We start from the raw sequence: 20,213 nt of genomic DNA, 5'->3' as shown, positions 1-20,213 counted from the left end.
GATGAGTAAGGTGAGAGGCTGATGCCTGACTCTATTTCCGTTACTGCCGGTATTTTTCGACATTTCCATTGAGTTAGCCCCTCCGTTATTCCGTGCCACCTTCCCTATATGTCCATGCCACAGGAGAGGAGCTAAAAGACAATTCTTATTGATTTCCTATTGAGTCGTAAAGAGTGGGGCTGTTTTTTTTGTTCGGGTATGAAAATCCCGCTCTATCTAATTTCGATAGAGCGGGATTTCATTTTTTTGTATGGTCATTTACTACTTTTTCAAGGCTGCTATGCTTTCTTCGAGCGATTTGATTTTTTCTTCGGCATCGGCTTTCTTTTTGCGCTCCATAGCTACCACGGCTTCGGGTGCATTTTGAACGAAGCGTTCGTTGCCGAGTTTTCCCATTACTGTTTTGAGGAATCCCTGAGCATATTTTAATTCGGCTTCGAGTTTTTTCAATTCGGCTTCTACATCGATGGCGTTGCTCATAGGAATCGCATATTCCGTTGCATGTACCCGGAACGAAGCGGCGGCAGGATCTTTTTCTTCGATTGTTTCGATCGTTGCCAGATTGGTCATTTTGGTCAATATGCAATCGTTCGAGTGATCGTGTGCGCCGATAATTTGCAGCGTGAGCTGTTCTTTATTGGCTATGCCTTTTTGCAAGCGGATCGTACGTATTCCCGCTACGACCAGTTTGGTCGTTTCGAATCGGTTTATGATTTCCATGTCGACCGGTTGGGGCTCGGGCATGCGTGCTGTCATGATGCTTTCGCCTTCTTTGCGGTCATACAGGTGTTGCCACAATTCTTCGGTGATGAAGGGCATGAAAGGATGCAACATACGGAGCAGTGCATCGAAGTACCGGAGCGTAGCATCGTAGGTTTTGCGGTCGATAGGTTGTTGATAGGCCGGTTTAACCATTTCGAGATACCAAGATGAAAATTCGTCCCAGAAGAGTTTGTATACAGCCATGAGGGCTTCGGACAGACGATATTTCCCAAACAGGTCTTTGACTTCTTCGAGCGTACGGTTGAGTTGTGCGTCGAACCATTCTACGGCAATGGCTGCCGTTTGAGGTTGGGGAAGGGTTTCATCTACGTTCCAACCTTTTACCAAGCGGAAGGCATTCCATATTTTGTTGTTAAAGTTGCGTCCTTGCTCGCACAACGCATCGTCGTATAGTATGTCGTTTCCGGCAGGGGCGGCCAACATGAGTCCCATGCGGACACCGTCGGCTCCGTAGGTTTTTATCAGTTCGAGAGCGTCGGGCGAATTACCGAGCGACTTGGACATTTTTCGTCCTATTTTGTCCCGTACGATTCCGGTGAAATAGACATTGCGGAAAGGAAGTTGGTGTTCATACTCGTATCCGGCCATAATCATTCGAGCCACCCAGAAGAAAATGATATCGGGGGCTGTAACCAAATCGGTGGTCGGGTAATAGTAGTTTATCTCTTCGTTGCCAGGATTGTTGATACCATCGAAAAGCGAGATGGGCCATAACCATGAAGAGAACCATGTGTCGAGGCAATCTTCATCTTGTCGCAGATCGCTCATTTGAAGGTCGGCCTTACCACTTTTCTCTCGGGCTAATTTCAACGCTTCTTCGGGTGTGGCAGCTACTACGAATCCGCCTTGCGGGAGGTAGTACGCCGGGATTCGATGTCCCCACCAAAGCTGGCGGGAGATACACCAATCTTTAATGTTTTCCATCCAGTGCCGATAAATGTTTTTGAATTTATCGGGGTGGAATTTGATTTCGTCTTTCATGACGGCATCGAGAGCCGGGGCTGCAAGTTTATCCATTTTGACAAACCATTGCATCGATAGTTTGGGTTCGATAACGACATTGGTACGTTCGGAATAACCCACTTTATTGTCGTAATCTTCGACTTTTTCGAGTAATCCAGCCTCTTGTAAGTCTTTGGCGATTTGTTTGCGAACGTCGAAACGATCCATTCCTACGTAAAGTCCTCCGGCTTCGCTGATGGTTCCGTTGTCGTTGAATATGTCGATACTCGGCAGATTGTATTTTTCTCCCAGCATATAGTCATTTACATCGTGTGCCGGGGTGACTTTTAAGCAGCCGGTTCCGAACTCAATATCGACATAGTCGTCCATGATAATAGGAACCACCCGATTTACCAGCGGTATGATGACTTTTTTCCCTTTAAGGAATGAATAACGCGGGTCGTTGGGGTTTACACAAACTGCCGTGTCGCCTAAGATTGTTTCAGGTCGTGTGGTGGCAACGATAATGTATTTATCCTCGCCTTCGATAAAATAGCGCAGATAATAGAGTTTGCTGTGTTCGTCTTTATAAATGACTTCTTCGTCGGAGAGGGCGGTGAGGGCTTTGGGATCCCAATTTACCATGCGGACTCCTCTGTAAATGAGTCCTTTGTTGTATAAGTCGACAAATACTTTCAAAACACTTTCGGAACGGATTTCGTCCATAGTGAAAGCAGTGCGGTCCCAATCGCAGGAAGCTCCCAATTTTTGGAGTTGTTTCAAGATGATTCCGCCGTGTTCTTCTTTCCATTCCCAAGCGTATTTGAGAAATTCTTCTCTGGAAAGATCGCTTTTTTTAATACCTTGTGCTGCAAGTTTATTCACCACTTTGGCTTCGGTGGCGATAGATGCATGGTCTGTGCCGGGAACCCAACAAGCATTTTTCCCTTCCATGCGAGCCCGGCGTACCAGAATGTCTTGTATCGTATTGTTCAGCATGTGCCCCATGTGCAGAATCCCGGTGACATTGGGTGGCGGAATGACAACGGTATAGGGTTCTCGACCGTCGGGCTTCGATTTGAAAAGCCCGTTTTTCAACCAATAGGCATACCATTTTTCTTCTACGTCGGCGGGATTGTACTTCGTGGCAAGTTCGTTCATAAAGTCGTTCTTTCAGAATGTTCTATATTATTTCAAGATACAAAAGTAAAAAGGCTTTTGTACCAATCGGGTGCAAAAGTATAAAATATTTTCCGAAAAAGATATTCTTCGGAGTCAAAGGTGTTTATGGCATTTGTCTCGAAAAGAAAGTTTTTTGTTTTCGACATGTTTCGTAAACTATCGTTTAAGCCCGTCCACGGCGGAACGTAGTTGTTCGAGCGCTTTTTGCAAAACTGCGCGGGGCGTACCTACGTTTAGCCGCATGTGTCCTTTGCCTTCGGGGCCGAACATTTCACCGTCGTTGAGTGCGAGTCTCGCTTTATCGACAAAAAGGTCGATGAGTGCGTCGTGTTCGAGGTGAAGCCGTGTACAGTCGAGCCATACGATAAAGGAGGCTTGCGGCCTGATGGCTTTGATGTTGGGAATATGACGATCGAGAAACTCTTCGACAAAGAGTATATTTTGTTCGATGTAGGCTAACATTTGTTCGCGCCATTCTCTACAATGGTTATAAGCGGCTTCGGTGGCTATGGTCGCCATGAATGTGGGTTCGTTCAGCTCGTTTGCCGTGAGCCAGTCGAAGAAGCGCTTACGAATCGTTTCGTTGGGAACAATGGCATAGGAGCTGACCAAGCCTGCGATGTTGAACGTCTTGGAAGGAGCTCCAAACGATATACTGTTTTGAGCCGCTGTTTCGGATACCGAGGCAAAAGGGTGATGTTTGGCTCCGAAGAGAGGCATATCGGCATGAATTTCATCGGCAATGATGAGTATGTTGTGCCGTGCACAGATTTCGGCGATTCGCTGTAATGTTTCCAACGGCCAAACCACTCCTCCGGGATTATGAGGATTACAGAGAATGAACAGCTTGCACTGGGAGTCGATGATCGATTCAAGGTGATCGAAGTCCATTTCGTAGTGAGAGCCGTTCCATTTGAGCGGATTATGTACAACCTGCCGACCGTTACTTTCGGGGACGGCCATGAACGGTGTATAGACCGGAGTCTGTATGATGATTTTGTCTCCGGGGTTACTAAATACATTGACTGCCAAACCTATGCCCTTGACAATCCCGGGAATATAGGTGATCCATTCTCTTTTTACTTTCCAGCCATGCAGGTAGTCGAGCCAATCGATAATGGATTGCCAATAGCTCGCAGGAGCCTCGGCATATCCGTAAACCGGGTGTTGTAGCCGGCGTACGAGAGCATCGGTTATACAGGGAGCGACCGCAAAATCCATGTCGGCAATCCATAAAGGAATGAGATCTTCCCGACCATAGCGCTCACAGAGAACATCGGTTTTCATAGCTCCGGTGTGATGCCGGTCGATAATTGTGTCGAAATCGTACTGAGAGGACATTTTATATACTGTTTAGGTGTTAGGTTGCTTATGTCGATTTGTCAAAAGCCGAGTTCTATCTGAAATCTTAATTGCCAGCGATTATAATCGGAATCGACAAATTCATTTTTGTAATTGTAAGACAGGTCGGCTTGTACTTTTAATCTGTGATCTATCAGATATTTCGTGACACCGAACGTCGATTGGTTGTGACTGCGATAATTGGCATAAGGCTGTACTTCTTTATCCGGCATGATGGTAGAGTTTCTCAATGCGATTTCCCAATTGGAACGAAAGAGATAACTTGCCTGCACGTTGAGCCCCATTCCAGTGAGGACATATTGTTCTACATTTTCGCCCGATTTAATGAGCGGTGAGGAAGATGATATACGCCCCATGAAATCGGTATAAAAAGCAAATCCTTGATATTTGAAAATGAAGTCGACAAAATAGGAAGAAAGGTTACGGGTCTGGTCATACTTTAATTTTTCCCCATTGGAACCTTGTGCCCGAAGAGCCCGGTCGTTATAGCTGTATGCTCCCGCTAAAAGGATTTTGGGCGTTTGTTCTCGCTCATAATCGCCTTCCATAGCATCTCCTTTCCCGGTGAATCGTCCCAGTGGGAATAGTTCTATACGTCCCGTATATGCGAGTCCACTCCCTTTATTGTTTCCCCAGTTTCTTCCTTCTCCGGTAGTAATAGAGGCTTTGGCCGCTAAATCCAAAGAGCCGAATAGATGTTGATTGTATTCTCCGAAGATACCGAAATCACGGTCGAGATTGAATTCGGAATTTACAATGGAACGGTCTACGAATTGAAGGGCACTCGAAGAGTTTATCCGGGCGCGATTCGCCCGGATTTTGGTTTGTCCGAAACCGATATTCCATGTCGAGTTGGGAACGTAGTAAATCATTGCGTCGCGTACGATGTTGTTGTTTCCGTTGGGCAGCGTTTTCATATCGTAAGGCGAGAAGCCTAACTGGACCAAATAGGTGAGTTTGGGTGTATAGATATATCCATCGAAACGTAACCTGAGCCGTTTGACGCGGGCGTCGATATCCTGAGCCTCGAATTTCTCGTTGAAGTCGACATCGACCAAATTTTGCATGCGAATGCGCATCGTGAGTTTATATCTTTTGTTTTTAGGTTGGAAAGATATACCGTTCCCCACTTCTATATCGGGCATGTGCATGCGTATTTTTTCTAATTCATCGGCATAATCGGTATCGGAAGTGCGGATCGTGGTCGAATCGTTGTCGACGGTAACCGTTTTTGCGGATGCAGATAGCATGAATAGCGAGAAGAGTATTCCCGACAGAAATAATCGTTGATAATTCATAACGTTGTTTGATTTGATTTTGAAATTCATGCTACAAAAATTGAATGTAATTTTGAAATAGATTTGAAATGCTTGGAATATTATTAAAAATGTTCACTTTTTTATTGGTGTATTTTGTTTCTTCGACAAGGTGTTTTTTCTGTGTAAATTTTGACAGAAGGAATATTTTTGGAATTTTTCATACCTTTATTTTATTGCTCCAAAATTACAACCAATGTGTCAATATTCCAAAGACCGTTTATGAAATTTCGACAATGGGGGAGTCGATTCAAATAAAAAAGTCCATAGCGTTGTAATACACTATGGACTTTGCATTTGCGGAAGGAGGGGGATTCGAACCCCCGGTACCCATTCGAGTACGTCAGTTTAGCAAACTGGTGGTTTCAGCCACTCACCCATCCTTCCAAAGGACGATTTGTCGTTGACGTCATTTTTTCAAATGCAGCGCAAAGATAAGCGGAATATTTGAAACAGCAAACTTTTTCGCATTATTTTATTTCGGGAATAATCGTTACTTTTGTCCCGTCAAGGTGCTTTTGCGCTGTGTATAATCGGATTATTATGTCGAATGTGAATAAAGGTATAAAGATATTTGCTTGGATAACAGGAGGGCTTATTTTGATTCTCGCATGTTTGTTTATTCCGGTAATGAAGAGTTATTTGTATGATCCTGTTATAACCGAACAAACAGTGTGCTATGTTTATCCGAAGTGGAATGATGTTCAGCTCGATAGTGCTTTGCATTCGGTGATTCCAGATGAGAAATCGATCCCGAGAGTAAAACGTCTGCTGTCGTTTTATAAATTCGATCCTGATGTTCGTGTAGGGGCTTATCGGCTTCATGCCGGTATGACAGCTCGGCAAATGGCTTTGAAATTGTCGAGGGGAAGCCAATCTCCCGTACGAGTTACATTTAATAACGTACGCACTCTCGAACAATTGGCCGAAAGGGTATCGGAGCAGTTGTTTTTTTCGAAAGAGGAGTTGTTGGCTTTGCTGTACAACGATAGTGTTTGTGCGGATTTAGGTTTTACGAAAGCGACTCTCCCGGCTTTGTTTTTACCGGATACTTATGAGTTTTACTGGACTGTAACTCCCGAATCTTTTTTACAGAAGATGAAGCGGGAGTATCGTATTTATTGGGAAGGAAAGCGGGAGCAACAGGCAAAGCGGTGGGGATTGACTCCTGTGGAGGTAGCGACTTTGGCTTCGATCGTAGAGGAAGAGACTAACAAACGTGATGAAATGGGAAAGGTTGCGGGTCTTTATATGAACCGATTGCGTAAAGGCATGCCTTTGCAGGCAGACCCTACGGTAAAATTCGCCCACGGGGATTTTTCGTTGAAACGCATATTAAATGTTCATTTGACCATAGAATCGCCATATAATACTTATCGGGTTACGGGATTGCCTCCCGGCCCTATACGGATTCCTTCGAAACAGGCTATCAATGCCGTGCTGACACATACACCGAACGGGTATTTTTATATGTGCGCCAAAGAGGATTTTTCGGGCTATCATAATTTTGCCGTGACTTTGGCAGAGCATCAACGAAATGCAATTCGATACCAGCAAGCATTGAACAGACTCGGAATACGTTGATGAGGGGATATAAATAGTAAAGCCTCGTCTCACGACGGGGCTTTACTACTTGAAATATATCAAAAACAAGAAAGAGGATAATGTTTATTACAGGAATAAACAAAGGATAATATAATACCAATGAAACACACAAAAAACAAGAATATTATCGTATAAATTAACTCTTCCAGACCGGAGATTTTGGCTCGACGGAAGCGACGCTTCGCTTCTTTTTCCCTAAGGAGAGCCGTCTCTTTCCCGGTTTCGATAATAAAACACACTTGTATTGCAAAAAGTTTTTATCCGTAGCGATTTTAGTATATTTTAATAATTCGAGATTTCTTCTACGGGAGGAGGCATAGGGGGATCGGTATCATCGTCTATCCAAATGGCCAATGTGAGCCAATATAACAGTAGTGCGATAGCTATGCCTACACCTATCGCAGTCCAGATTTTTTGTCGTTTTTTCTCCATACTATATTAGTTATTCGAAAGAATAACATCGGTCGGGAGATAAAAGTTCTTTTCAGAAGGGTATATCGTTATTGGACGAACCGGGGGAATTTAGGAAATCGGGGTTTCCAGACAGTGGCGCTGCCGATGTCGTGCTCGTGTCGGGAGTATTGAACTTCGAGGTTACCGGTGCACTGAAATCGGTCAGTCGGGTGTCTTCGTCGTAATTTTGGAATCGAGCCAGATAAGAGACGAATTTCATATTCACGGTATCGGTCGCACCGCTACGGTGTTTGGCTATGATAAATTCTGCCAAGCCTTCGATACTGTTTCCATTGGCATCTTCCTTAGACCGAGTATAATATTCGGGACGGTGTATAAAGCAAACCATATCGGCATCTTGCTCGATAGCTCCCGATTCACGCAAGTCGGAAAGTTGTGGGCGTTTCCCTTCTTTACCGTCTTTGTCGTTACCCCGGGATTCTACGCTACGATTTAACTGGGATAGGGCGATGATAGGTATTTGAAGCTCTTTTGCCAATTGTTTGAGCGAACGGGATATGGTACTGACCTCTTGTTCTCGGCTCCCGAAGGACATACCGCTAGCGTTCATCAGTTGCAAGTAGTCTATGATGATGATTTTGATTCCGTGCTCGCGAACCAATCGGCGTGCTTTTGTCCTAAGTTCAAAAACGGAAAGGCTGGGGGTATCGTCTATATATATAGGAGCGTTCCTCAGTATTTCGATACGAGACATGAGCCGTTCCCATTCGAACGGGGCCAACTGTCCGCTTTTGATTTTATCGCCGGGGATTTCGCAAGTGTTGATGATGAGACGATTGACAAGTTGGACATTGGACATTTCGAGCGAGAAGATAGCCACCGGCGTGTTGTAGCTGACAGCCATGTTCTTTGCCATAGAAAGGACGAATGCCGTTTTTCCCATAGCGGGACGGGCGGCGATAATGATGAGGTCGGAATTTTGCCAACCGGAAGTAATTTTGTCGATGTCGTGAAACCCGGTTTGCAGTCCGCTCAATCCGTCACTTCGATTGGCTGCTATTTGAATTTGTCTGATAGCTTCGCTCAGTACCGGGTCTATTTGAGTAACGTCTTTTTTCAGGTTACGTTGGGAAATTTCAAAGAGTTTCCCCTCGGCTTCCTGCATAAGGTCATCTACGTCGTTGGTCTCGTCAAAGGCCTTGTTGAGTATTTCGCTGGAAAATTCGATCAATTCCCGAGCCAAATATTTTTGGGCTACGATGCGGGCATGGTATTCGATGTGCGCCGCCGATGCCACACGTCCTGTGAGTTCGGAAATACGGAGGGCTCCGCCGACTTCATCGAGCTTTCCGTCGAGTCGCAGTTGCTCGGTGACGGTGAGCATGTCGATGGGGCGTTGTTGTGCTCCCAACCGGGATATTGCACTATAAATGAGCTGGTTGGTCGGCTCATAGAAACACTCTGGCTTTAAGATGTCGCAAACGGTGGTATAGGCATCTTTTTCGAGCATGAGAGCTCCCAACACGGCTTCTTCGAGCTCTTTGTCCTGAGGTTGTAGCTTGCCTTGTTCCGAAACTTTCGGAGCGTAGGCTTTTTTCTGGCGAGTGTAATTTCTTCGAGTTTCCATGCAGCAATTCTTTCCCGTTACAAAAGTAGTCAATCTTTCTGCTATCGGGAAATTTGGTGAGCGAATCTTATAATGAACTTTTCAACAGGCAGATATTTCCGATTAATTACAGGGCCGGTGTCGTATCGGGGTATTTTGCCATTTGCTTTTCACAATATTTTTGGAATAGCTCCCAATCGTAATAAGGTGCATATTCCGAATCGATGGGTAATTTTATTTCTTGTTCATTGAACAATACTTTCACGAGTATTTTCCCATCGGTATTTTTATAAAGTATCCATTGGATATTCGTCGCCATAGGATTGTATTTGAAGTCCTGCCAAACCTCGGCTACTTTTTCGGGATCGGCTTCTACAACGGCTGCATTCTCAATACCTAACAGGGCGAGTAAAGGAATTGTATTTTCACCGTGTGCAAAACGTAAATTGGCTTCGACACCGTTTCCGTCGATCGCCGCTTGCGATGTAACCAACATGTCTTTTAACAGAGGTTTCGCAATGGCGACAGGGAGTCCTTTTCCGGGAATGGAGTTGGCTTTACGCAGGTATTGCGATAGATTGTTCGCACTCCATAAATCGAATTTTTCTTCTTCTGTGAACCACGGATATAGGGATATGTCGTAGTCGGTATTCGGCAATATGATGGTTAACGCGTATAGGTGGGTCATGAATGTAATAGGATCGGGTATGATTTGTTCCCACTCTTTCTTGAATATACGGTCGATAAGCCTTGTGGGTGTGTGCTTTTCCTGATAGGCTCGGAGTATCTTTTTCCATGAGCCTTTCGAGAGATATTGTTGGTATTCTTTTCCTTTGAAGAATCGCAGGGTATTGTCATATCCGTTGCTGGGATCCATAGAAAACTCCGCAGTGGGGGTATAGCCTCTCATTTCTGCGACGAATGCCGCCATACTAGCCATGGAGCGTGGAACCGTGGTCGATTGTGCCACAAGGGTCACTTTGCCGTCCTGAGGTGTAAACGCCGGACGAAAGCGGTGATACATGCGACGAGCCATATCCCGGTGTTGTCGGGCTCCGAGCGGAGTGAGGTCTCCCCAGCGATGATTCATTAAATGGTAGATGGTGTCGATTTGATTACGCAGCAGTTTGCCTTCCCGGGTTAAAAGGTTCAAAGAATCGGCTTTATTCATTAGTTTGTACAGGTTCGGAACCATACTTTTTGAATCGTGGGTGCGTGAACCGTGTCGAGCTATATGATCGATGTGAAACGGTATGAAATCCTTTGGAGCCGGGGTGTCTGTGGTGTCGTTGCAATAATAAACAGATGCCGTACTACCGAAAAATTGTGGATTTTGATGTAGAAAATCTTTTATAGAATTTTGCCCGAAAGAGATTGCAGATAGGCATAAAAGGATAGTACCGGCGGTGAGGGTTCTTTTTTTCATTTGTTTCTGTTTTTCCATTATGTCGGTAAAATTATAATAAATTTTCTCTTCGATGAAATTTTTATTCTTTTTTAGAGTGGAGTTGCCTATGTGACTGAGAATGGTTATTTTCGCAAAGATTCTCGAAAAACAAGGATATAGATGATTAGATTTCCCAATGCAAAAATCAATTTGGGGTTGCGTATCGTAGCCCGTCGTCCCGATGGTTATCACAATATAGAGACGGTATTTTATCCCGTTCAGTTACAAGATGCTTTGGAGATTGTTCCAACGTCGCAACAGGAGACGGAGTTGTCTTTGTCGGGAATTGTCATAGACGGTGATCCCCAGAATAATTTGGTGATGAAAGCGTGGCGAAGATTGAGCCATCGTTTTTCGTTACCCCCGATATCTATTTATCTCCATAAAGCCATACCCTTTGGTGCTGGGTTAGGAGGTGGTTCTTCCGATGCCGCTTTTTTGTTAGCGATGGTGAGAGATTATTTTCGTTTGCCGTTGAGCGATGACGAGCTTGACAAGGAAGCTGCTTCTCTGGGAGCCGATTGCCCATTTTTCTTGCATAATAAACCTTTATTAGCCAAAGGAATAGGCGATGGGTTCGAGCCGATCGAATTGTCGTTGAAGTCCTATCGAATCGTATTGGTAAAGCCTTCTGTCTCCGTGCCTACGTCGGTGGCTTATTCGTTGGTTACTCCGGTATTGCCGGAAGAGTCGGTGAGGGATACCGTTTCCCGTCCGGTCGAGGAGTGGAGAGGTAGATTGATCAATGACTTTGAAGAAAGTGTGTTTGCCCGATTTCCGGAAATAGGAGAGATAAAGGATCGTTTATATGAACAGGGAGCTGTATATGCATCTATGTCCGGTTCGGGTTCTTCGGTATTTGCCCTATTCGATAAAGAAGTCGATCTTGCCGATTGTTATCCGGGGTGTTTTGTTTGGACTGGAATTTGTGAAGTATAGCGTATAAAATCGTTTTTGAAAAAGAGAATGATCGAAGATTGTTACATGACCGGTATTATAGATAAGATAAATTCTTTATATCCGATTTCCGATGATACGATACGGACATTGAAAGAGAGCATGACTTTGTGCCGTTTTCCCAAGAAGTATCAGTTGATAAGGGCGGGCATGTATTGTAAATCGGCTTATTTTATAGGGAAGGGAATGACTCGCTCGTTTTGGTTGGTGAACGGAGAAGAGATAACGACTTCTTTTTCGTGTGAGGGCGGAATCGTGTTCAGTATGGACGAACTCTATTATAACAAGATGAGCGAAGAATTTGTGGAGACCCTTGAAGATGTAGTCGTTTATAGAATATCTCTGGATAAATTGCGTCGGCTGTTCGAAACGAATATCGAACTGGCTAATTGGGGGCGGATTATTCATCAAGACGAGTACCGGCGTTTGCATCGCTCCCATAAGGAACGTTTGACTTTATCGGCAAAAGAACGGTATGAGGAGTTCAGGCAGCAATTCCCTCAGGTGAACCAGCGAGCTCAACTTGGGTATATTGCATCGTATTTGGGTATAACACTCTCGACGCTCAGTCGTCTCAGGGGAGCCCGAAAATGATCTTTCAGAGGATTTTTTGACATAGGACAAATTTTAAATTATATAAGTCCTGTAATTTTGCCGTAATATTAATCATCACTAAAATCAAAAATCTAAATTACCAATTCATTATGCAACAAATTTCTTCTGCTGCGTTTTCAGATACCAAACCTCATTATGAGTTGCTTGACGGATTACGTGGTGTAGCCGCGCTTTTGGTCGTGTGGTATCATGTCTTCGAAGGGTATGCTTTTGCCGGTGGTACTCTTATAGAAAGCATCAATCATGGATATTTGGCCGTGGATTTCTTTTTTATTTTATCGGGGTTCGTTATCGGTTATGCCTATGACGATCGTTGGGGAAAGAGCCTAACGGTAAAAAATTTCTTTAAGCGGCGGTTGATTCGTCTTCACCCGATGGTTGTCATGGGTGCAGTTTTAGGTGTGATTACGTTTTGTATACAGGGTAGCGAACAGTGGGACGGGACTCATGTGGCTACGTCGATGGTGATGTGGGCTTTGCTTTTCGCGATGTTTTTCATTCCGGCCTATCCGGGTGCAGGTTATGAGGTTCGGGGTAATGGTGAAATGTTTCCTTTGAACGGTCCCAGTTGGTCATTATTTTTCGAGTATATCGGTAATATTTTGTATGCTTTGTTTATTCGTCGTTTGTCTACTAAGGCGTTAACTGTTTTTGTCGTATTACTGGGAATCTGTCTGGCTTGTTTCGCTATCTTCGATGTATCGGGGTATGGCATGATAGGGGTAGGCTGGACGCTCGATTCGGTGAATTTTGTGGGTGGACTGTTGCGAATGCTTTTCCCGTTTTCTTTGGGACTGTTGTTGTCGCGTAATTTCAAACCGGTGAAAGTGAGAGGGGCATTCTGGATATGCTCTTTCGTATTGTTGGTTTTGTTTTGTGTTCCTTATGTAGAAGGGGTCGAACCTATATGTATGAATGGTCTTTTTGAGGCATTTTGTATAGTCGTGGTATTTCCTGTTCTCATTATATTGGGTGCGTCGGGAAACACGACCGATAAAACATCTACGCGGATATGTAAATTTTTGGGAGATATTTCTTTCCCGCTTTATATCACGCATTACCCGTTTATGTATTTGTTCTATTCTTGGTTGATTGAGAACCAGTATTTTACATTCGGGGAAACGTGGCAAGTAGCCTTGTGTGTTTATGTATGGAATATATTGGTAGCCTATCTTTGTTTGAAACTTTATGACGAGCCGGTGAGACGGTGGTTGAGCAAGAAATTTTTGAAAAAACGCTAGGGATAACCCCGTTAATGGGGTTTATTTGATAGATAGTAAAATTTCCATGCTTAAATTAGTTTTATGAAAATGATAGATTGTAGAAAGTCGTTGATGGTATGCATCGGTTTGTTGATGTGTGGAACCTTTTCGGCGCAGGAATCGGAGTTCGATTTGGCATCGCAGAGATCGGAAGCGCAAGACGTTTTTGCTGTGCCGGGTAAAAAATTGGATCATAAAGGGATAATTATTAACCCTACTCCTCATAAACTGGTTCTCGACCCAATCGGGAGGCTCGATATTTCCGGTGGAGTGTGTCTAAAAGATAAGCATGGAAAATTTTCCGAAGATTTGGATTTTGTCACTTTTAACAAGAAGGGGGTAAAACTCTCCGTCGATTTTGGTTCGAAGGTTTCGGCTAAGTATGGGGTAAAATCTGTTTCGGGTGCATATCGCATGAATATCGGAAAGAATGGTATATCGATCGTCGGTTATGACGAGCGGGGAGCTTTTTACGGTTTGCAGACCCTTCGCCAGTTAGTCGAGAGTTCTGCGACTGTAACGGGCGAATTACCATATGTGGAAATCGACGATTACCCCGATTTGAAATACCGGGGGGTAGTAGAAGGATTTTATGGAACACCGTGGTCTCATGAGGTGAGAATGTCTTTGATAGATTTCTATGGTAAGTTCAAGATGAATAGTTATTTGTACGGCCCGAAAGACGATCCGTACCACAGTTGCCCGAATTGGAGGCTTCCATATCCCGAAAAGGAGGCCGGGAATATCAAAGAATTGATAGAGGCTTGTAAACGTAATCGGGTCGATTTTGTTTGGGCGATACACCCGGGACAAGATATTAAATGGAACGAGGAGGATTATCAAAACCTCGTTAATAAATTTAATTTGATGTATGACCTCGGTGTACGGGCTTTCGCCCTCTTTTTCGACGATATATCGGGCGAAGGGACAAATCCGGTGAAACAGACGGAGCTTTTGAATAGATTGACTAAGGATTTTGTGAAGTCCAAAGGCGATGTAGCATATTTAACGGTTTGCCCGACCGATTATTCCAAACTTTGGGCAAACCCCACACCGCAAGGAAGTCTTGCTATTTATGGAGAAACTCTCGATCCGTCGATAGAAGTGTTTTGGACAGGAGACGTCGTATGCAGCGACTTAACACCGGAGACTTTGGATTGGGTTAATTCCAGAATTAAGCGACCGGCATATTTTTGGTGGAATTATCCGGTTACCGACTATGTGCGCAATATTATTTTGCAAGGACCTGTTTATGGCTTGAATACTTCGTTGGATTCCAATGATCTTTGCGGAATAGCAAGTAATCCGATGGAACATGGAGAGGCTTCGAAATTGGCTTTATACGGGGTTGCCGATTATACTTGGAATATAGCGGCTTATAATCCTATCGATAATTGGGAGAGAGGACTCGGCGAATTGATGCCGAAAGCAAGGGAGGCCTACCGGACATTCGCTATTCATTCTTGCGATACGGAGACCGGTTATCGCCGCGATGAATCGTGGGAAACCAAGACTTTCAGAATCGGTGATTGGAATGAAACGGAGGCTCAGGCTCTTTGGGCAGAATTCGATAAGGTAGAGAAAGCTCCTGCCGAAATAGAGAAAGGTTGCACCAATAAAGGTCTGATGAGTGAGTTGACTCCGTGGCTCCAAGAATTCGGGAAGTTGGGCACGAGAGGAAAACGGGCTTTGGAACTTGCCCGTGTTTATCGTGACGGTAAAGATGATGCCGATTTTTGGAATAAGTATATTCGGAACTTGATGAGTAAGAAGGATCGAGAAGATTATGAGGCTCATAAAAGCGGGACCATGAAACTGCAACCATTTTATGAAAATGCTATGGACGATATGGCATACGGCTTCTTAACTCGGTTGTCGGGCGAGACTCCTATCTGTTATAGGGGTATAGGTTCGTTCCATAATGCGAAAACCACGTTGAGCAAGTTAATGTTCGATCACGATACTACGACTTATTATACATCGGGAATCGCTCAAAAAGCCGGCGATTGGATCGGGGTTGATTTGGGAAGTGTCAAAGATGTGACCGAAGTTTCTATTTTGCAGGGGCGTAATTCTGTAGACGATGTCGATTATTTCGACCATGCCGTAGTGGAATATTCGATTGATGGTAAAGCATGGACTCCGTTGACGGAAGAGTTGAATAAACAGTATATCGTTCGTTGGAATGGGGAGCCTGTAAAGGCCAGATATGTTCGATTGAAAAGACTCGAATCTACTCGCACGAATTACGCATCGGTTCGTTCATTCGAAGTGAATCCTCCCAGAGTGGAACATTTGGGTTTCAGCTTAAAGTCCGACGATGTACAGCAAGCTCTTTATGCGTTTGATCAGCAAATAGGCACAAGTTATCGAAATAATGGAACTTTTTCTTTCGGGGTCGCTCCTCGGACCGAGGGATATACTTTGTTGGTGAATGAATTGCCGGAGGCGGGGAATGGAGCCCCTGTCGTGCATTTGAGACAGTTCAGGCCCGATGGTTCGTTGGCGGTTGAGTCGGTTATCGATTCGTCGTTTTTTAAGGTTGAGTTGGCCGAGGGAGTTTCCGAAGTACAAATAGAAGGGCCAGTGGAGATATTCGAGATAGTGCCGAAGTTTGATTAGTGTCGGATTTTTACGTTTAAAGAACAATTATTATTTTTGAACAGGATATAAAAAGAGCAGGTTTGCCCTGCTCTTTTTCTTTTGGAGAAAGGGAATTGCTTTTTTGCAGGTAATGGATAGAAATGAAAACATTGGGAAGGTGGCAGTGCACTCTGACAAAAGTGCAGTTTAGGCTTGTTTGGCAGTGTTTTTGATACTATAATGGTGCTCATTGGTAATGATGATATGAGCGTGATGAAAATGAAAATGTAACAAAAGAAAAATTATAAATATGGCCGAAAAGAAAGAATGCGAAAAATCGCAAAATATTGTAGATGAGGCTTCTGAAAAGGAGAAGAAAGAGTCGTTGAACCAAGAACCCGAAGTTTCGGAAGAAACAGGTTCCGAGGAGGGCGGTGAAGAAGGCGAGGCTGATGAGGCTGCCAGATTGTCAGCCGAATTGGAAACTTTGAAGGCGACTATCGAGAAAATGCAGAAGGATTATTTGCTATTGATGGCCGAGTTCGATAATTTCAGGAAACGGACGTTGCGTGAGAAATCGGAGTTGATCAAGAATGGCGGTGAGAATTGCATGAAAGCTATTCTGCCGGTTATCGACGATTTTGAACGCGGATTGGCAGCTGTGGAAGAAAGTAATGATTTAGCGGCTGTGAAAGAGGGAATGAGCTTGATATATAATAAATTCAAAAGCTATCTAGAACAAAACGGCGTAAAGGAGATTCCTACGGAGGGAGCGGATTTCGATACAGAATATCACGAGGCTGTGACGATGTTCCCGGCTTCGGATCCGGCTCAAAAAGGTAAAGTGATAGATACCGTGCAAAAGGGATATACGCTCAATGACAAAGTTATTCGCTTTGCCAAAGTCGTGGTAGGGGAATAAATTATAGGACAGGTAGCAATGGAAAAAAGAGATTATTATGAAGTGCTGGGTGTCGCTAAAAATGCGACGGCCGAGGAGATAAAAAAGGCATACCGTAAAAAAGCTATCCAATATCACCCGGATAAGAACCCTGGAAACAAAGAGGCTGAGGAAAAGTTTAAAGAGGCTGCCGAAGCGTATGAAGTATTGAGTGATGCGGATAAGCGGGCTCGTTACGACCAGTTCGGGCATCAAGGGTTAGGTGGTGCTGCCGGTGGCGGTTTCAGTGGCGGCGGTATGTCTATGGAGGATATTTTCTCGCATTTCGGCGATATTTTCGGTGGTGGATTCGGCGGATTCGAAGGCTTCGGGGGCGGCTCACGAGGGGGACGTCGTCATGTCAATAAAGGTTCGGATTTACGAGTAAAGGTGAAACTGACATTGAAAGAGATCGCTACCGGTGTCGAGAAAAAAATAAAGGTTCCTAAGTATGTGAGCTGTTCTCATTGTAACGGTACGGGTGCAGAGAACGGTACGGCTTATACGACATGTTCGAAATGTAACGGGTCGGGAGTAGTGACACGGGTACAACAGACTTTTCTCGGAGCTATGCAATCGACGACGACGTGTCCCGACTGCGGTGGAGAGGGCCGTATTATTACGAAGAAGTGTCCGCATTGTGCCGGGGAAGGTATCGTACGTGAGGAAGAGGTAATCACGTTGAATATTCCGGCCGGGGTATCCGAAGGTATGCAACTCTCTATGGCGGGCAAAGGGAATGCTGCTCGTCATGGCGGTGTGAATGGTGATTTGTTGATTTTAATCGAAGAGGAACCGCATCCCGATTTACTGCGCGACGAGAACGATTTGATATATAATTTGCTGCTCGATTTGCCGACTGCCGTATTGGGTGGTTCTATCGAAGTTCCTACTCTCGATGGTAAGGCTCGTATAAAAGTGGATCCCGGTACTCAACCCGGAAAAATATTCCGGCTTAGGGGAAAAGGATTGCCTTCGGTCAATCGTTATGGAGTAGGTGACTTGATTGTAAATGTATCGGTTTACATTCCAGAAAACCTCAATGCCAGCGAAAAGAAGCATTTCGAGGATTTGAAAACTGCACCCAATATACAGCCTACACTCACAGCTAAACAGCGAATATTCAGTAAATTGCGTCATATGTTTGAGTGAAAACGACGATGATATAAAATGAAAGCACCGTATATTATTGATATACGGTGCTTTCATTTTATATTGGGGAATAGTTCTTTACATTCCTTGTATAACGTAATAGGTGTAGATTAAAAAAATGATTCCTACCGATAACCCGATGAATGACCATCGGGTGAATAATTTGTCTTTGCCTATAATTCCATAACATAATCCGATTATGGAGCATAGGGTAATGCCTATCGGAAAAATGAAAAACCCTATTGTGATGAATCCTATGAGCATGATAATGCCCATTATGATTAGTATTTTACTCCTCGTTATTTCCATTTTTGTAAAATTTGAATGTTTCCTCTGTGATTTCGTAATCTAAGTTGAGGAGTATGGAGTCTTTTTCGCGGGGAGAGAGCGTAGAATCTTCTTCCCAGCCATACTCCTTAGCCAATTCTCGAATAGCTTTTATTTTTTCTTGATCTGAATTGAATACCCGTTTCTTCTTGTGTAACTTAGCTTCTACATATTTCCGGAGGGTTTCTTGTGCTCTGAATTGTTCGCCTCGGGTATAGTCGAATGACTTTAAGCTATCGATGTCTTGCAGTTCGTCATATAGCGTTAATGTCCAAAATAGGTTTTTGTCGGGCAATCGGGTGATGATACAGGGAATGATTTTTTTTCCCATGTTTAGCAATTGCGGAAATTGTTCCAATTTTTTCGCATCATTCGTGTTGCTGCTGAGGCGGGTTATCGGGTTGGTGTTGTAATTGTTTACCCATGCGTTGAAAAGACTGTCGAATTTTTCTAAGTCATCTCCTGTTAAAATCGTATCGGTATCGCAGTCTGCAACGATAATTTCGGTAGATCCGTTAGCCCCGCCGATAACAGAAGCGGATTTCCCGGAACAACCGATAGTTAAAAGATAAAGTAGAATGATGTATGTAAAAGAGCGTTTCATGTTTCTTATTTTTGAACCGCGGAATTGTAAATGATTCTTGCGATATCGGCGATAATTTGTGTATTGGTTTGGTCGCTCTCACGAGAGTCTTTGATGAAAATAGTGAGAAAGCATAATTTTCCGTTCGGGAGATAGATTACGCCGGTATCGTTGTCGCCGATTTTTGTTCCGTCGTCCAAACGGTCGGAGCTGCCTGTTTTGTGTCCTAAGACAATATTATCGGGCAATCCGGCTTTTATTTTATCTTTTCCGGTAGAAGTTTCTATCAAAATATTTTTTAGAAATTCGGTATGTGTTTCATTCAGTATCGGTTCGTTGTAGAGTTTTTCCAATAGTTGAAGTGTAGACGAAGGTGTGCTCCAATTGTTATAGCAATTGGATATGCGAGAGTGCATGGTTTCTTCGGTTTCGGTGAGATTGTAGTTTGTGATACCTAATTTGTCGATTCGGTCTTTCACGATATCGATACCGCCGAGATAGTCTATGAGAATGTCGCAAGCGTTGTTGTCGCTTTGAGAAACGGCATAGCGCATGAGGTCGGCGTAAGAAAGATAAAAGTTTCTTTCGGGGTATAATTCTCTTAGCGGGCTATAAGTGTCTTTGTGTATTTGAGACGATTCGATGAAGCGTAAAGAGTCCAGAGCGATACATTCGTTTTCCATTTTTTGAAGAGCTGCTATGGCAACATGGAGTTTAAAAATACTCATTAGCGGATACCGATGTTCGTCGTTAAACGTAAATAATTGTCCGTCGATCGAGAATGCTACGCCGACCGTTGCATTTTTCCCTTGTATGGCCTGACGAATCTTTTGTCCGACGGTCGATTGTTTTTCCAAGCTAATAGCAGCGATAGGGTGTAGTCCTATCCATGAAAACAGAAAACAGAATAGAATTATTTTATTCTTGGGCATGATGTTTTGCTTGTTTTAAGTTGAGCAAAGATATAATAAATTTAATCATGTATGCCCGGCTTTATTTAATTTAACAGGGAGATAGGGTATCGGTGCGTGTTTATCGGAATATCTTGTTCGGGAGTATTTTTCATTCGATGTTGAAGAATCAGAGGTTAATAATGGAGATTATATTGTTATCCTTATTATAATTTTAAATAAATAT

At 43.8% G+C, this 20,213-nt stretch carries 15 protein-coding genes and 1 tRNA gene; 7 read left to right on the top strand and 9 right to left on the bottom strand.

Annotated elements, in window-relative coordinates:
• Positions 1-261 precede the first annotated feature (261 nt).
• The 4 genes from QVD32_RS05200 to QVD32_RS05185 form a co-directional block, all read right to left on the bottom strand.
• The gene (locus QVD32_RS05200) at positions 262-2,886 is read right to left on the bottom strand and encodes a valine--tRNA ligase (RefSeq protein WP_118687302.1); all 2,625 of its coding nucleotides are present in this window, start codon (positions 2,884-2,886) and stop codon (positions 262-264) included.
• A 177-nt stretch (positions 2,887-3,063) separates the two neighbouring features.
• Positions 3,064-4,248 (bottom strand): MalY/PatB family protein, encoded by a 1,185-nt coding sequence (locus tag QVD32_RS05195; protein WP_118687301.1) that lies wholly within the window; start codon positions 4,246-4,248, stop codon positions 3,064-3,066.
• 41 nt (positions 4,249-4,289) lie between these two features.
• A complete protein-coding gene (locus QVD32_RS05190) occupies positions 4,290-5,567 on the bottom strand; it encodes a porin (RefSeq protein ID WP_118687351.1) in 1,278 nt (425 codons plus the stop codon).
• 318 nt (positions 5,568-5,885) lie between these two features.
• Positions 5,886-5,972 (bottom strand) — tRNA-Ser (locus QVD32_RS05185).
• A 156-nt stretch (positions 5,973-6,128) separates the two neighbouring features.
• Here QVD32_RS05185 and mltG point away from each other — a divergent pair.
• The gene (gene mltG / locus QVD32_RS05180) at positions 6,129-7,169 is read left to right on the top strand and encodes an endolytic transglycosylase MltG (protein WP_118687300.1); all 1,041 of its coding nucleotides are present in this window, start codon (positions 6,129-6,131) and stop codon (positions 7,167-7,169) included.
• Positions 7,170-7,472: 303 nt separating this feature from the next.
• Here the strand turns inward: mltG and QVD32_RS05175 are convergent, their stop codons facing one another.
• From QVD32_RS05175 to QVD32_RS05165, 3 genes are all read right to left on the bottom strand, one after another.
• Positions 7,473-7,622, bottom strand: coding sequence for a hypothetical protein (locus tag QVD32_RS05175; protein ID WP_195331743.1), 150 nt, complete (start codon positions 7,620-7,622; stop codon positions 7,473-7,475).
• 52 nt (positions 7,623-7,674) lie between these two features.
• Complete coding sequence (gene dnaB / locus QVD32_RS05170; RefSeq protein ID WP_118687299.1) at positions 7,675-9,231, bottom strand: replicative DNA helicase; 1,557 nt, start codon at positions 9,229-9,231, stop codon at positions 7,675-7,677.
• A gap of 106 nt (positions 9,232-9,337) precedes the next feature.
• The gene (locus QVD32_RS05165) at positions 9,338-10,636 is read right to left on the bottom strand and encodes a histidine-type phosphatase (protein WP_147401593.1); all 1,299 of its coding nucleotides are present in this window, start codon (positions 10,634-10,636) and stop codon (positions 9,338-9,340) included.
• A gap of 141 nt (positions 10,637-10,777) precedes the next feature.
• On the opposite strand from QVD32_RS05165, the gene ispE reads away from it, so the two are divergent.
• From ispE to dnaJ, 6 genes are all read left to right on the top strand, one after another.
• Positions 10,778-11,596, top strand: a complete 819-nt coding sequence (gene ispE, locus QVD32_RS05160; RefSeq protein ID WP_021892717.1) for a 4-(cytidine 5'-diphospho)-2-C-methyl-D-erythritol kinase — start codon at positions 10,778-10,780, stop codon at positions 11,594-11,596.
• Between the two features lie 45 nt (positions 11,597-11,641).
• The gene (locus QVD32_RS05155; protein ID WP_040296066.1) at positions 11,642-12,208 is read left to right on the top strand and encodes a Crp/Fnr family transcriptional regulator; all 567 of its coding nucleotides are present in this window, start codon (positions 11,642-11,644) and stop codon (positions 12,206-12,208) included.
• Positions 12,209-12,318: 110 nt separating this feature from the next.
• Positions 12,319-13,470: an acyltransferase family protein gene (locus QVD32_RS05150; RefSeq protein ID WP_021892716.1), complete on the top strand. Its 1,152-nt coding sequence runs from the start codon at positions 12,319-12,321 to the stop codon at positions 13,468-13,470.
• Positions 13,471-13,539: 69 nt separating this feature from the next.
• Positions 13,540-16,113, top strand: coding sequence for a glycoside hydrolase family 84 protein (locus QVD32_RS05145; protein WP_021892715.1), 2,574 nt, complete (start codon positions 13,540-13,542; stop codon positions 16,111-16,113).
• Between the two features lie 271 nt (positions 16,114-16,384).
• Positions 16,385-16,996, top strand: coding sequence for a nucleotide exchange factor GrpE (locus QVD32_RS05140; RefSeq protein ID WP_008861550.1), 612 nt, complete (start codon positions 16,385-16,387; stop codon positions 16,994-16,996).
• Positions 16,997-17,014: 18 nt separating this feature from the next.
• Positions 17,015-18,166: a molecular chaperone DnaJ gene (gene dnaJ, locus QVD32_RS05135; protein ID WP_008861551.1), complete on the top strand. Its 1,152-nt coding sequence runs from the start codon at positions 17,015-17,017 to the stop codon at positions 18,164-18,166.
• A gap of 289 nt (positions 18,167-18,455) precedes the next feature.
• On the opposite strand, the gene QVD32_RS05130 is transcribed toward dnaJ, so the two are convergent.
• On the bottom strand, positions 18,456-19,097 hold the full coding sequence (locus QVD32_RS05130) for a hypothetical protein (protein ID WP_021892714.1): 642 nt from the start codon (positions 19,095-19,097) through the stop codon (positions 18,456-18,458).
• Positions 19,098-19,102: 5 nt separating this feature from the next.
• Complete coding sequence (gene bla / locus QVD32_RS05125) at positions 19,103-20,008, bottom strand: class A beta-lactamase (RefSeq protein ID WP_021892713.1); 906 nt, start codon at positions 20,006-20,008, stop codon at positions 19,103-19,105.
• Between the last annotated feature and the right edge of the window lie 205 nt (positions 20,009-20,213).

The organism is Barnesiella sp., assembly GCF_022723415.1.
GTDB lineage: Bacteria > Bacteroidota > Bacteroidia > Bacteroidales > Barnesiellaceae > Barnesiella > Barnesiella intestinihominis.
The sequence above is the reverse complement of the archived record's forward strand: the minus strand, read 5'-3'. Positions and strand labels throughout refer to the sequence as shown.

What these genes read in the sequence shown, in the direction of transcription:
- QVD32_RS05200 (WP_118687302.1), bottom strand. Translation starts at nt 2,886, where the DNA reads ATGAACGAACTTGCCACGAAGTACAATCCCGCCGACGTAGAAGAAAAA.
- QVD32_RS05195 (WP_118687301.1), bottom strand. Translation starts at nt 4,248, where the DNA reads ATGTCCTCTCAGTACGATTTCGACACAATTATCGACCGGCATCACACC.
- QVD32_RS05190 (WP_118687351.1), bottom strand. Translation starts at nt 5,567, where the DNA reads ATGAATTATCAACGATTATTTCTGTCGGGAATACTCTTCTCGCTATTC.
- mltG (WP_118687300.1), top strand. Translation starts at nt 6,129, where the DNA reads ATGTCGAATGTGAATAAAGGTATAAAGATATTTGCTTGGATAACAGGA.
- QVD32_RS05175 (WP_195331743.1), bottom strand. Translation starts at nt 7,622, where the DNA reads ATGGAGAAAAAACGACAAAAAATCTGGACTGCGATAGGTGTAGGCATA.
- dnaB (WP_118687299.1), bottom strand. Translation starts at nt 9,231, where the DNA reads ATGGAAACTCGAAGAAATTACACTCGCCAGAAAAAAGCCTACGCTCCG.
- QVD32_RS05165 (WP_147401593.1), bottom strand. Translation starts at nt 10,636, where the DNA reads ATGAAAAAAAGAACCCTCACCGCCGGTACTATCCTTTTATGCCTATCT.
- ispE (WP_021892717.1), top strand. Translation starts at nt 10,778, where the DNA reads ATGATTAGATTTCCCAATGCAAAAATCAATTTGGGGTTGCGTATCGTA.
- QVD32_RS05155 (WP_040296066.1), top strand. Translation starts at nt 11,642, where the DNA reads ATGACCGGTATTATAGATAAGATAAATTCTTTATATCCGATTTCCGAT.
- QVD32_RS05150 (WP_021892716.1), top strand. Translation starts at nt 12,319, where the DNA reads ATGCAACAAATTTCTTCTGCTGCGTTTTCAGATACCAAACCTCATTAT.
- QVD32_RS05145 (WP_021892715.1), top strand. Translation starts at nt 13,540, where the DNA reads ATGATAGATTGTAGAAAGTCGTTGATGGTATGCATCGGTTTGTTGATG.
- QVD32_RS05140 (WP_008861550.1), top strand. Translation starts at nt 16,385, where the DNA reads ATGGCCGAAAAGAAAGAATGCGAAAAATCGCAAAATATTGTAGATGAG.
- dnaJ (WP_008861551.1), top strand. Translation starts at nt 17,015, where the DNA reads ATGGAAAAAAGAGATTATTATGAAGTGCTGGGTGTCGCTAAAAATGCG.
- QVD32_RS05130 (WP_021892714.1), bottom strand. Translation starts at nt 19,097, where the DNA reads ATGAAACGCTCTTTTACATACATCATTCTACTTTATCTTTTAACTATC.
- bla (WP_021892713.1), bottom strand. Translation starts at nt 20,008, where the DNA reads ATGCCCAAGAATAAAATAATTCTATTCTGTTTTCTGTTTTCATGGATA.